8 protein-coding genes are annotated in these 12,995 nt (G+C 53.8%); 1 reads left to right on the top strand and 7 read right to left on the bottom strand.

From position 1 onward, the window contains the following. Positions 1-7: 7 nt before the first annotated feature. From VNX88_16680 to VNX88_16705, 6 genes are all read right to left on the bottom strand, one after another. On the bottom strand, positions 8-967 hold the full coding sequence (locus VNX88_16680; GenBank protein ID HWY70306.1) for a hypothetical protein: 960 nt from the start codon (positions 965-967) through the stop codon (positions 8-10). After that, positions 967-1,728 carry a hypothetical protein gene (locus VNX88_16685; GenBank protein HWY70307.1) on the bottom strand — a complete coding sequence of 254 codons (762 nt, stop codon included), beginning with the start codon at positions 1,726-1,728 and terminating at the stop codon, positions 967-969. Before VNX88_16685 ends, VNX88_16680 begins: the two co-directional genes overlap by 1 nt. Next, the gene (locus VNX88_16690) at positions 1,712-4,465 is read right to left on the bottom strand and encodes a hypothetical protein (GenBank protein HWY70308.1); all 2,754 of its coding nucleotides are present in this window, start codon (positions 4,463-4,465) and stop codon (positions 1,712-1,714) included. The genes VNX88_16685 and VNX88_16690 overlap by 17 nt, the downstream gene beginning before the upstream one ends. Next, positions 4,462-4,734, bottom strand: a complete 273-nt coding sequence (locus VNX88_16695) for a hypothetical protein (GenBank protein ID HWY70309.1) — start codon at positions 4,732-4,734, stop codon at positions 4,462-4,464. The genes VNX88_16690 and VNX88_16695 overlap by 4 nt, the downstream gene beginning before the upstream one ends. A gap of 63 nt (positions 4,735-4,797) precedes the next feature. Next, positions 4,798-5,109, bottom strand: a complete 312-nt coding sequence (locus VNX88_16700; protein ID HWY70310.1) for a TrbC/VirB2 family protein — start codon at positions 5,107-5,109, stop codon at positions 4,798-4,800. Between the two features lie 157 nt (positions 5,110-5,266). After that, positions 5,267-6,214, bottom strand: coding sequence for a hypothetical protein (locus VNX88_16705; GenBank protein HWY70311.1), 948 nt, complete (start codon positions 6,212-6,214; stop codon positions 5,267-5,269). A 197-nt stretch (positions 6,215-6,411) separates the two neighbouring features. On the opposite strand from VNX88_16705, the gene VNX88_16710 reads away from it, so the two are divergent. Next, complete coding sequence (locus VNX88_16710; GenBank protein HWY70312.1) at positions 6,412-6,570, top strand: hypothetical protein; 159 nt, start codon at positions 6,412-6,414, stop codon at positions 6,568-6,570. 74 nt (positions 6,571-6,644) lie between these two features. Here the strand turns inward: VNX88_16710 and VNX88_16715 are convergent, their stop codons facing one another. Further along, positions 6,645-12,821 carry an FG-GAP-like repeat-containing protein gene (locus tag VNX88_16715; protein ID HWY70313.1) on the bottom strand — a complete coding sequence of 2,059 codons (6,177 nt, stop codon included), beginning with the start codon at positions 12,819-12,821 and terminating at the stop codon, positions 6,645-6,647. Positions 12,822-12,995: the final 174 nt, after the last annotated feature.

The raw sequence follows: 12,995 nt of genomic DNA on the forward strand, positions 1-12,995 counted from the left end.
ATTCCTTTCATACCGCTGCCGGTGGAGGTAGCGGCGCAAAATTCGTCTGCGGTGGTACGGAGCTTGTTTCGGTGCTCCGGCTTCGGGCCATATATCCGATGGCCTGCGGAACAGTTACAGCAGCGCCGCCAGTCGCATACGCAAGGGCAGCCGACGCGCCAGTCTCCACAACGCGATAGCTCACGTAGGCCATAGCCGCAGTCATCAATGCTGACAGCGCGGCGCCGGTTGCACTCAAAGCGCCTGTGGTCAGGTACCCAGTGAGCCGCGGAATTTGAGTCAGCAATACCGATAGCAGAACTAGAAAGATTGCCGGAATGAGGTTCACGATTGGGCCAGACGTGAACGCTTGCACTAGAGCGCCTGTGAACAGTGCAAAGACCAGACTCCACATCGCCGGCCACAGCAACACCTGGAGAAGTGCTCGGAAGTAGCCATAGGTAACCGTGCTGAGTTGGCGACTCGGCAATAGGGCAAGCAGCAGCGGCCCGAAGACATACAAAAGAATGACAGCCAATGCTTGCGCGGTTACCAGCGCCAGGTACCCGATGACGAGAATCACGGCAGAGACTAGAGTCAGCAACGCAACAATGCTCCCAGTAAAATTTGCCGCCGCTAACAAAATCCCGCTAAGGCTGTTGAATTGTGCCTGGATCTGTTGGAAGAAACTCTGAAAGCTGTTCGGATCGGCAAAGCGATGTGCCAGATCGGAACTCATGATGTTGAATTTCGAGAAGATATCTCGGTAGTCGCCGAGAATTGCCAGCGTGATTCCAAACCGGGCCATTATTCGGAAGTAATCTTCTTCGGTGTTGTCTTGGAGAAACGCCTGCAACATGCTGAATGTGAAGACAAGGGCCGCAAGAGCAAAGGCAATTCCCATCATGAGAGGCAGGTATTGCTCTGAGCGGTCCCACAGTCCGCCGAGCGCCGCCAAAAAATGACCGATGCTGCCAATGTCAAGCATTAACGCACCCTATCGCCGATCCCGTAAGACAACTGCATACTCCCGACCATGCTTGTGACTGCTGCCACCTGATCCTGCCGACTCTGCTCCTGTTCTTTTTCAATTGAGCTTTCGCGGGCGATGGAGAGCGCCTGCATTCGCATCAGTCGCGCTAACAGTCTTTGGTTGTAGGCTTGCGATCTCAGTAGCGCCCCATTTGCGGCAGCAGACAACTTCGCTGCACCTCCAGGACTTGCGGCTAAGGCCCTTGCCTCAATGTCATTCGCGTCCATTTCTTCCTGTTCTGACACAAGCTCCATGCGCGAAGCATCGAATAGACCGAGTGTTGCTGTGGCATCAGCGGCATCGATCCTCTTCTTGCGAATCAGCGGGAAATTGCCGGACGTGACACCGTAAGAGCTTTCAATGTCTTGGCGGATCATTGAAGGATCGGCCACGACGTTGCGGAAATCACGTTGCAGTTGCTGGAATTCGGGAAACTCACTTCCAACAACCTCGTTCAGGACTCCACGAAGCTGCCGGCCACGAACCAAGGCGACTCCTTCCTGAACTCCGTAATTGATCTGGTTGTATTGCTGGACGTAGAGGCCCAATGTGTTCAATGTGTCGCGCGAAACGCCAATCTGTTCACCAATGCGTGCAATCGCCGTCCAGTCAATCACGGGCATAGTGGCAAAGATCGCGTGCGCTGCGACGGGAATGAGAAGCGTCGCCGTCAGTACCACGCCGGCGAATGCAATCCTTCTACGAAGCGGTCGCATAAATCCCCTTTCGATTTGCTACTGGAGCGGACGCCGTTCCATTTGGGTGCGCCATTCCAAGCCGATAGATAATTTCCAAAGCGGATAATTCGGGATGCTCTCTCGCGAATTTCTCTCGGAACTCGGTTTCGAGCGGCTGACTCGTGGCCGCCCAGTAATCAAACGGCGTAGCTGTAAGTTGAATCACGGTGCTTGATTCAGGCTGGTTGGCAACGAGCAGATAGCTCTCCGCGAAATGCCCTGCTACGTTCCGCAGCTCTTTCACCGCTTCGACGGCCGGTTCGGAGAGATGGAGTACGTCGCGCAAGCGCGAGAGCTCGCCCAATTGAGCACAAATGAACTTCGCCTCGGTGTTTTGCAGTATCGCCAGGCCAACCGTGTGCGGCGATTCGGCTGTGCCTACAAAATCCTCGATGCCCTGACTGGCGGCGATAATTGAGCCATAGCGTTTCCGAGCGGTGCGGAAAGAATTGAGAATCTGAGTTCCCAAAACCGGATCGGCCAGCATCGCCCAGACTTCATCGAAAACAGCTATTGTCGGACGCAGGCTGCCATTCGCGTCTTTGCGACCAATCTGCTGGTCAATGGCGCGGGCAATCGTGAACGCAACCGCAGTTTGGAGTTCAGAGGAATCTTTGAGCCCGTCGATGTCGTAGCAGATGATGTCTTCAGTCTTGTCGAGTTCAAGGCTCGTCTCTTGATCGAAAAGTTGCGAATAGACTCCCTCGCCAGTCCAGCGGTTCAGCTTCAGAACCAACATGTGCGCGAGTTGTTCGATAACTGCGTTCTCGAACGGATAGTGCTCCAGCGTCCATTTCAGATCAGAGAAACGCGGCGTTTTGCCGATGGCGAGAAGGCGCTCATACGTCATGCGAACCGCCTTCTCGAGAAAGTTCAGGATGACAGCATCATCTGTTCCAGTCTTCCCCGCCATGTGAAAAGCCAGCGATGCGACGCCAGCGATCTGCGTCGAGTCAGGTTCTTCGTTGTTGTCGCGGAGATCCCAGGGGTTCTTTACGAGCTTGGTGCGAAGGCTGATTTCGCGGTACTGGCCGCCGAGCAGCTCAACTAGGGCGCGATAGTCAGGCCCTTTGGTGACAATCGCGATTCGAGGATTCAGCACCTGCATCTGCAGCAGTAGTTGTCTTATTAGGAAGGACTTTCCTGAGCCCGTCTTGCCACTCACCAAAACGTTTCCGTTCGTCAGATCAGAACTGAACGGATTAAAGCGCAGCAAAGTGCCTTCGCGAGTCCTGCTCAGAAACGCAGGCGTATCGTCGCGAGTACCGCTCCACGGGACCTCTATCGGAACAAAATCCGCTGAGTGGGCGGAGAGCAGCGTGAACTCACGGTTCGTCTTACGCACTCCATGCACGCCGGGCAGGAAGCAAATGAAAGTAGGGAGAAGCGCCGTGTCTTCACGGTATCCTCGGGCGCCGTTCATCTGTCCAAACGCCTGCAGAACAGACTCGACGCGTTGCGCCAGTTCTTGTTCCGCTTTCTCGCGCTCGGTCGAGGTGCGCGCCACTGTTGAAGCCGAAACAACAACTGCCAATTCGATCTCCGCGATCCGCTGAGATGACGTGATCGCTGAGGTCAGCGTGTCAACCGCGTCCTTCTCAAGAGCCGCAGCCTGGAAATCCCGACGACGGCTGCCGTCTTTCCGCAATTGGAAAGCCAGACTCTTTTTGAGCAGCCTCCGCAACTTGCGGACTTTCGCGGCCTGATTCGGAACGCGAACATTCAGAACGACCTCTGTAGAGAAATCGAGCGCCATTAGAGGGCGTAGCAAGGAAGCAAAAGTTGCTTCTGGCAGTTCCGACAGTGTAACGACTGTCTTCAGGACGCCGCCGAGATCAAGATAACGAATACCTTCTGACCAGTCGGTGTTAAGCAACGAGCTATCTGTTTTCCCGCTCGTGCTGTTGAGGTCTGTCGGGTTCAGCGCGCAATAGATCAGCTCGACCAACTCGCGTTCTGAGAGCCGGCGCATTCGCATGACGGCTTCAAGGCCGATGCGGTAGGTTTCGAGAATCCGATTGAATTCGGCAACCAGACGGCTGTGTTCCTCTCGATTGCGCTGTACGAGTGCTTTCGTTCGCGCCTCATTCAGAGCATTTCGAAAGATGGTGGGCAGGTTCCCCGATCCATGTTGCGCAAGTCCCTGCCAGAGAGCCGCTGCAAACCGCGAACCCGCGGAGCGCGCCTCCCATGCGTGCGTTGGCTTCCAAGAGAGAAATGCTAGGAGCCGGACTGAGCGCAACTGGCGCGAATCAATTGCTGAACGCCAGAAAGAGACGCGGTTTTCTTCCAGCCACGCAGCAGGTGAATTGATCGAATTGTTCTGAGCCTTTCGTTCTTCGAGAACCTGTGGGGTCTCAGAGTCGATGACATATCGGAACTGAAGCTCAACCTCGGGATGGCGGATTCCCTTGATAAAAGCATCGAGCGAACTGCAGAGTGCCTCAAGCCGTTCGGCGTCGGCGAACTGAGTTGAAATTCCGGCGCATTCCCATCCAGCGCAGAATGAGCCATCACGCCGCACGATTAGGTCGTCACGAATTTCAGAAATGGGAATTCGAGCGGCCAATGAGGAAAGCGTTCTCTGGTTGGCGGTATTACTGCCCCTGCGGGAATGTGCTTCGATCTGCGGCAAGAAAACCGCGAGAGCAAGCGTCAGAACCGCTAACGCGCCCACCAGTGCGGCGACGAGATGAATTGTCGAAGCCTCGATCATTGTTCATCCTCGAAGAGGTATTGCGCCTGAGCACCCAAGCGTGCGCAGTGAGCCTTTGGACGGAACTGGCGTTGAATCCAGGCGACCAGGTATCCGCGCGGCTTGCCGTGCTTTGCCCAGCGGATCAGCACGACCAAAACGACAGCGGAACCATAGGTCATCACTGTCGAAACCGGTAGGAAACCGATCAACACGCGGTGAATGTGATCGCCGATCAGCCGCATCATGATTGCCCAGGCGATTACCAATCCCCAATCCTCTAATTCCAAGCCAAAGAACTCAGCTCGAACTGATAGAGAACGTGCGACAGGTTTAAGTCGAAGCGGCACAAGTCACCCCGCGAAAGTGCGTAGGAGTTGCAACATTGACGACAGAAGCAGAGCGCCACCTGCACCAGCCCACTGCTTTCCGCTCGGCCGTTCACGAGCGATATTCGCTACTGCCCAGATCACGAGGAATCCGGCACCGAAGATGCCAAGGCCCTGGGCATAGCTTAGAGAGTTGGAGAGAAATGACGTGACCCGGTCGCCGCCAACTTGCGCGAATGCCGGCGAACCAAGCAGCAAGGCCACGACAACTACTGCCACTGAGCGTGCGGACCGACGCGCTGCTATTCGTCGCTCGCTGCTGATGATCCGGAACATCGGTGTTCTCCTTGCAGAACCAAATCGGGATTCTCCAGACCGGAAGAAGTTGGGAGCAGGATCAGCAACAGGTAGGCGGCATTGTGCTGAGAGAATCCTGCTCCCGGTTTGTTAGATCAGCGTCCGATTTCCATAACGCAATGCATCGGTGACGACATCAGGCCGAGCTGTGCATGATGTCGGGTTCGAGCTGCGTTACAACGTTGGGTAGCTCCGGTGAGAATCCCTTCTCATTCTTCCTAGTGCACATCTCCCCGGAAAATTCGACCGCGTTCCTGAAAATATTTTTTGGTTCAGTGGGATTGATCTGGTGTGAGCATTGAGTCTTATTGGCGTTATGTGAGGAAGGAACGCCAATTCGACGCAGGCGGTGAACAGCCCTTTGGATACGGCGGTACAGAGCGATAGCCGTAGGCCCACTAGCGCCCTGTCGTAGTTCTTCCGGCTGAAATCCCTCGCAATGGAACTTGCGAACCAGTTCGCATTCGCTTGCGGAGAGGACGCCCAGGCGCTGCGCCTTCGATAGAAAGTGTTCTAAGACCACGCCTTCCTCGAAATTGCTTGCTTGGAGTTCCGGAATATCGGGAGGAATTTCCTGCAAGGGACGAGACTGCCGCAATTCGCCGATTGCCCACCGAAAAAGGCTTTGGCGAAATCTTCTCGCCAATGCGGCAGGCAAGTGACCGTTGAGGCTTTGAATCTCTGGTGATCTCGCGGTTTCCAGGAAGCACAGTGCCGCCTGTTGTGCGACATCGTCATGACACAAGCCCGGAAATTTTTGGCAAACCTCTCGATAAACCTTGTGGATAGCTGGGGCGTATGCCAAGAGAAGCAATTGCTGCCCAGTTTCTTCGGCAACCCCGTCGGCAATGGAACCGACCAATGCGTGCAGGATTGCGTTCCAAGCAATATGGTTCACGATCTCGACGTCCTCGTGCTCGTGCAATTGCGCGATCACGTCAGCAGGCGAATCGAAGTGGCTCAGAATTGGGTAGTTGCGGGCAAGCGCCTGGAAGTGGGTTCGGGCTGTTTGTGTGCTTAGCGAGTCGAGCAGACTCTGCTCAACCTGACATACAACACATGTGCAATTGTTCTCCTTGTTCATTGAACCGTACTCCTGACGAAGGAGCTGCAAGGAGCGCTTGACGGACCAATCCGGAATTTGGGATCAGTGATCGGAAGGGGGCGCAACCTTCGATTAGGCGACGAGCAGAATCCTTCATCACTTGAGAAGAGTCAGAGTTCCGGAAAAACCTCAAAAACAATTTTTGCGATTTGCTATGCAGCGGGGCGAAACGCCGAATGTCAAAAATCAGCGGCGCGCAATGGCTGAAGATCGCGATACCGACTATAGGCAATCGGTCGGCCCGCGAAGAACTCTTCGAATGCGAGCGCGCCAATGATCCTGACATGGATCATTGGACGATTGCGCCTTGGCATGCGCGGACGCAACGAGTCTGACTTAATTTTTTATAGGGGATGAATTGGTGCTGGCCACCTGCGTGTGAGCACGACTTCGAAGGCATCTATTCGGCCTAGTTCGATTGTAAGAGAAAGTAATAGTAGCCTTCTGTAATCCAATACGAATCGCGTGGATCGTCGCCATATGGCCACTCACCGAAGGGACTGCCCCACTCGGGTAGGCTTGTGCCCGCCTGCTGCTGGGCCCAGCCAGCTCCTCGATGCAATGCGTTGAGCGGAAACCCAAAAGCACCACCGGTCGCTCCAAAGTTGAAGTTACCGAAATCCTGAAGCTCCTTACCACTCTGCTTATAATCCCATGGGCCCTTATTCCTAACCTGCTCAAAAAACCACCACGGGTTATATCTTCCTCGCGCTTCCGCAATATTGTCGCGCACGTCAACACCTGGTGGAATCCAGTGCGGGAGAAGGGCGCCCCAAGGATCGTCAGGCGAAGGCAGCCCATGAATTAGCGCAAAGGGAGCTGGTACCCACTCGAGCGGATCATCGTTCACAGGGAAACATATATAAAAGGGACATTCAATTCCGGTCTCATCGGTGTGCTGCGAACGCGGGGAAGGAGCGGCATCTTTCGGCTTAGAATTCGACCCTGCTGCTGCGGCCCACTGCTCGCTCGTATGTCGTCGAGCCGCAGGTCCGGCACCCGCGAACCCTTTCGGAGAACTGGGGCTATGCTCGCTTTCACTGTAATGCGGTATTGAGTAGCGCGCATCCCCGTGTCCCCCACGATCGTCGTCATGTGCGGAAACTCCGCCGATACTTCTAGCCGTACCTCCCCTACCGGACCTATAAGAAGAAACCACACCCGAGCTGCCTCCACCGCTGTAGCCCTGGCCTCCACCGCTGTAGTCGTGGCCTCCGCCGGATGTTCCATGGCCGCAGCCGCCACCGCACTCACACGTCCTTAGACCGGTGGGATCCACTAGGATGGTCGGCGAATTTCGCGCATACGAGTATCCATTCAGTGTCTGCGAATCCGTTGTGTCCAAGTTCGATTCGTCAGGTGACAGAAACGCCGCAATCTTAGGGTCATACAGTCGCGGTCCCATCTCAATGAGGGATAAATCCAGCTCATCACGGTGCCCAGTAAAGCCGATGTTCACATCGGGAGCATAGTTGGAAATGGGAGAGACAAGTTTGCCGAACGCGTCATACTGCCGAGTTCCAGCAATCGCGCCGTTCCAATCTGTAATGGAAGTAACTGACCCGAGCGCATCCCCATGCAGATAGTAGGCCCGCGAATTGCTTCCGCTGTCGTCATCAACAATTTCGGCTACCAACCCGTCACGCGCAGCTATGAACGCTCGTGTCTGAGTGGAGCTCCCCGAGACGCGCGCCTGAAATACCTCATGCACATTCAGCAGAGACTCCGCTGGAGTTTTGCGAGAGACTCGTTCTTGCGATGCCGAATAGCCGAATGTAACCAACGGGGATCCTTGGGGATCTAAAATTTGCGATGGTGCGGAAAAAGCGTTATAGCGGATTCCCAAGCTTAATCTGGAGATCTGCTTGCCACCCGCATCGTAGGTAAAATCGGAGATGCCGGCTCTCGTTATGGCATTGGCATGAACAGGATCGTCATAGCCGTAGCTGCCGACATCGCTCTTAGAACTGATGGAGCCAGCACCACTGTACGTAATCGTGACCGGAGTCGCTGCGGTGTCAGGATATGTCATCGATGTGAGTCGGCCGAGTTCATCGTGTGCATAATCTGCTACAAAGGGAGCCGAACCGCTGCGCGTTAACGTAATCACATTCCCGAGAGCATCGCGCGACAATGAGACGGAATCAACCAGACCATTGGTAGAGTTCGTTGTGCTTAATGTCAACCGGCCGCTCTTGGCGTCAAATGTCTTGTCTGTGGTTGCACCGTTTCCGAACGTCTCATGCGTGGTATGTCCCCACGCATCGAAATCAGTGGCAGACCAGACTAGCTCGCCGACATGACCCACATCGGCTCGACTTACCTTTGCTAGCTCACCATAAGGTGCATAAGTGTGTGAAACAGACGCACGACGGACAACAGGACCGACGGTCGGATAGGTCACAGAACTGATACGTCCCTGGGTATCGTATCCAAAATCGGTTTCTAGTTGCGCAACCGGATTGTTATAAACGATCGAGTAGGATGCCACACGTCCGCTCTGGTCATATGTGAGAGCCTCCTGAGTACCGTTGGGACTGCTAGTGGATGCAAGCTTACCGATAGCGGCTCCAGGAGCGCTGTCCCACGTCCATGACGTGACTCCGTCACCATCGATGCGTTTCCGCAAGCGACCCAATCGGTCATACTCAAACGCAACTGAAGATACTGCGTCAACAATCTGCATCACATCGTCAAAGGCGTTATAGGAAAAGGTAGTGGACCGGACATCCGGACCAGTGATCGCAGTAATACGTCCATACCCATCCGTTGTCGTGCTGTAAGTTAATGCTGAGTCTCGGTTCCCTCCCGTCGCGTGACCTGACGGATCCGCAATGACGGAGAGTCGGCCTAGGCCATCGTGATAGTACCGGGTAACACCTCCTTGCTGGTCAACTCGCGCTAGCGTTGTACCGTCAGGTAAAACCAGATCATGAAATTTATTTCCTAGCGGATCCGTCGTCGTTCGGTCCAGAGCATCATACGTATACCCAAAGTTACCGTTTATGCTACTAGCCGAGAGTGGCCGCCCCAAGGCGTCATACGTATAGGCGACTGTGTGTGCGGGAGTTGTTCCTTCGAAGTAGGGAACGGATTCAGTCGATAGCCGTCCGAGAGCGTCATATGTGCGCGTACGAACGACGACTGGTTTGAAGCTTCTAAAACGGCGTGACGCTACCAGTTGGCCCAATCGGTCGAAGTCGAATTCCGCTTTTGGTCCCGCCGATGAGGCGAGACGAAGGACCGCGCTCAGATCCGGACGGCCATATGTCGGACCAGAGATCCACGTGCGCGCCATAGACGCTTGGCCAGATGTAACGTCGGCAGACGCTCGCCCGAGACCATCCAAGATGATTGTAGATATGACATTATTAGGCTGCTGAAGACCTGTGAGTAATCCGAAATCGCGGTCAAAAATGAACCTTGTGGCGTGACGCTCGGCGTCGATCTTTAGAACAGGAAATATTCGTTCTGCGGAGTCATATTGGAATTCTGTTCGCCTTCTCTCGGTTCGTCCTTGGAGGTTTGCGATGCCGGACCATGTCACTGCAGTTACATTACCGTATCGGTCATATTCAAACTGTCCTTGCCTTCGTAAAGCCGATGCAGGCTCGTAGATAATCCTTTCAATTAAGTCGTGCTTCCCCGTAGCGGGGTTGTACTCATATAAAACATTACTTGATACGTCACCCCCCGCTGGGCAAGGACTCCCACGGCTTAACCAATCCGGATAAACTCCCGTAGTACGAATTGTCTCGCAAACAGAAGACGTCGCCTGAACTGTCTGTTGCTTTAGGCGACTCACTAACCATTCACTTTCCACAACGTCATATATTTTTGATACTACTAGTCCGTGCCCCACGAACTCGTTGTGAAGTAAGGCATTGACCCATGCTCCCGTCACAGATCCTGAAACGCCCATATCTATGGAACTTTGTGATCGTATGGACGATGAAGTCATGTTTCCGAAATCGTCGTAAGTCAGTTGCGTGGTTGTCTTGCTCAAGAGTTTGCCGAGAGTCTGGTCACCGTGATCCCTTTCTCGTACGGAGTCTACTTGTACATTCGGTACCACAAAATAGGACTTACCATTATTTACTTTATGTAAAACATAGCTAGACTCAAGTGAATGGATTCGTTTCTTCGTGGGCGTAAGTTGTGTTTTCGTTGTCACGATAGCAGGCAGACGAGAATGCGGAAAGTCGTGAATACTTTGATCAAAATAATCATTGTCGAAATGATACTCCCAGATTTGTCCTGTTCCTGTATTCTCAACTCCAAAGTCTGAGAAACCGAGCCATCCTCGACCACCGCGATGGAAGCGGCCGTCGCCATATCGATAGTTTGAGACAACGGGCAAAGATGTGCTTCCAATCAAGACTCTCGTGCTGGAGACCAATGGAAATTGATGTGGGATACAGCTGCTGTCGTAACCGGGACAAAAGTCGTTAATGGAGTGTGGAATGTATATTGATCCATGCCCAGCAACAGCGTACTGAATCGCTACATCTGGGTTAGGGAAGTTCGGAGTGTCTGGATTTAATCCTGAGCGGATACTGATCAGCAATTCCGGGGCTGCGGATACTCGATGGAACACTCTGCCATTCGTGGTAATGACATCAATATTCCCATCGGCGTTCACATCAACAAACATCGCACCGTAAGCGAAGAGTGACTCATCAGTTGAAATGGTTCGAGTGCGCGTCGCGCCACCGCGTACGTCAGCAACAACAAGATTTCCATTAGATGCAGAGGAGAAGAGAACTTCATCCACACCATCACCATCGAGATCGGGGGCTAAAGTGATAGACATTGGATCGCTACTTTGGAAAATCGGAATCTCGGTTCCCGACTCTACGAACTCCGATCCTGTATTGATCCAAAAATGCAAAACTCCAGATTGACCAACAACCAAATCCAAAAGCCCGTCTCCATTGCAGTCCAAAGCAGCTGCGAAAGGCGGCAGAAGACCATTTGGCACGTTCACGACGCGCGACACCCACTTGTAATCGACTTGCGAGGGGTCTTGTGGATTCAAGAAGGGCTTATACGAAAGCAACTTGTACGGCTGCTGATTTGGTGAGACTGGAAGATCATAATAAAGAAGGTCGTCCGCACCGTCGCCATCGAAGTCACCGACAAATGAGAAAGGCCGCGTTTCGCCTGATCCCGGACTGATCCCCGTATCCACAAGGTCACCAGGTATGACACCCATGTGCTCAAATGCGAACGGGTTGGACCTTCCTGCGACGTAGGTCTGCAGCAAGAGTTCCTGCATACCGTCGCCATCGAAGTCGCCGACCCATTTATCTCGAATAACTACAGCACCCATCGGTGTTTGCCAACGTGTGGAGAACGTAGGGCCGTAATACACGTTCATAACGCATTGTGGACATCTATCGATGCTGATCAGCTCCGGCCTACCGTCCCCCGTGGTATCGACTGCAAGCGGAGTTGCCAAAATTGCAGCTGATGTCGCAACTCCTGTCGGGATCTTTGTAAAGGATCCCGTGTCGTCGGAGTGATATATATCGAATTTCAATCCAGGGGTTGCGGTGGGCCTCGGAACCAGCAGCGACTTTCTGCCACTCCCATCGAAGTCTGCGATAACGATCCGTTGGCTCTGAAGATAACCGCCAACGGGGGCACTTTCGAATTGCCCGTTGCCATAAGAGCGTTGAAACGAAAGTCCGGAACTCTGGCTCCAACCAAACGTCGTAGCAGGTATGCAGACGTCGTCTGACCCGCATTTCTGCAGTGAAGCAAGCTTACTTCTTCCGGTCGTGCCTGTCGCATCGTATGAGAGCCTGTAGGTTGTTGTGAGATGGCCTCCAGGACCATAAGTGGCAATTCTTGCCAGGCGAAGATCGCTATCAATTGCCACCCCGTGGTAGAAGCCGCGAATCGGATCTGGCCTAGTTTCATAGATGAAGTCCAAACGTCGTGACGGCCTTAACCTCTCCCCGCCGGTATACAAGATTTGCGATGGAAGATATGTTGCCGGATTTGTGGAGACGGAAGCGGATCGATATAGCACTAAGAAGAAATTGCCGCGACGATCCTCAACCTTTGCGAGCGCCCACGCGAGAATAGGCTCGGAAACAGACGAGTATCGTTTCAGAGTGGCTCCAGCAACAATACTTCTCCACTCGACCCTGCCGAAGCTGCGAATGCTTCCATCCTTCTCCCAGACTCGCCATTCTCCTAGAAGGGCCGCGGATTTATCTTCGTAGCGGCATATCCGAGAAAACGGATGCGTTTCTGTGCGGTATTCGCGGCCATTGCCGGGACAGGAGTGTGTGCTCGCCTCAACTAGGCGGTTTCCGTCCAAACACAAGGCGTCATTCTGATCAAATGACACTCCCGCAGCGTAGCCATCTTGCGCGAATGTTTTCCTGCATCTCCGAACTTCCGACAATCCGTCAAGTGTCCAACCCACGCCCAAAGGACCGTTACCTCGCCGGCTGTCATAGTCGAACGATAAAGAGGGCTCAATCCCCTCTCGTCCCGGCGGAACTGCAATCGGAATCGATAGAGTTGCGGCGCCATCAGGCGTCACGTTGAAGTGCGTTTCGATCGTACCCACGGGTGCAGTTCGGGTACGGGAGGGCCTGTAGTCACTTGTTTCAACAAATTTAGAGTACGACGAGCTAAAACTTACAGATGAGTCGGCGGACAATGGAGCATTGGTGTCGACAGCCGAACGGTTGCCCGAAGCACGACATGGTCTACAAACAGCTGCAGTGAGAAATCCAGCAAC

The organism is Terriglobales bacterium, from assembly GCA_035567895.1.
GTDB lineage: Bacteria > Acidobacteriota > Terriglobia > Terriglobales > Acidobacteriaceae > Gp1-AA112.

Coding starts and splice junctions, on each gene's coding strand:
- VNX88_16680 (HWY70306.1), bottom strand. CDS start 967: ATGCTTGACATTGGCAGCATCGGTCATTTTTTGGCGGCGCTCGGCGGA.
- VNX88_16690 (HWY70308.1), bottom strand. CDS start 4,465: ATGATCGAGGCTTCGACAATTCATCTCGTCGCCGCACTGGTGGGCGCG.
- VNX88_16685 (HWY70307.1), bottom strand. CDS start 1,728: ATGCGACCGCTTCGTAGAAGGATTGCATTCGCCGGCGTGGTACTGACG.
- VNX88_16710 (HWY70312.1), top strand. CDS start 6,412: ATGTCAAAAATCAGCGGCGCGCAATGGCTGAAGATCGCGATACCGACT.
- VNX88_16705 (HWY70311.1), bottom strand. CDS start 6,214: ATGAACAAGGAGAACAATTGCACATGTGTTGTATGTCAGGTTGAGCAG.
- VNX88_16700 (HWY70310.1), bottom strand. CDS start 5,109: ATGTTCCGGATCATCAGCAGCGAGCGACGAATAGCAGCGCGTCGGTCC.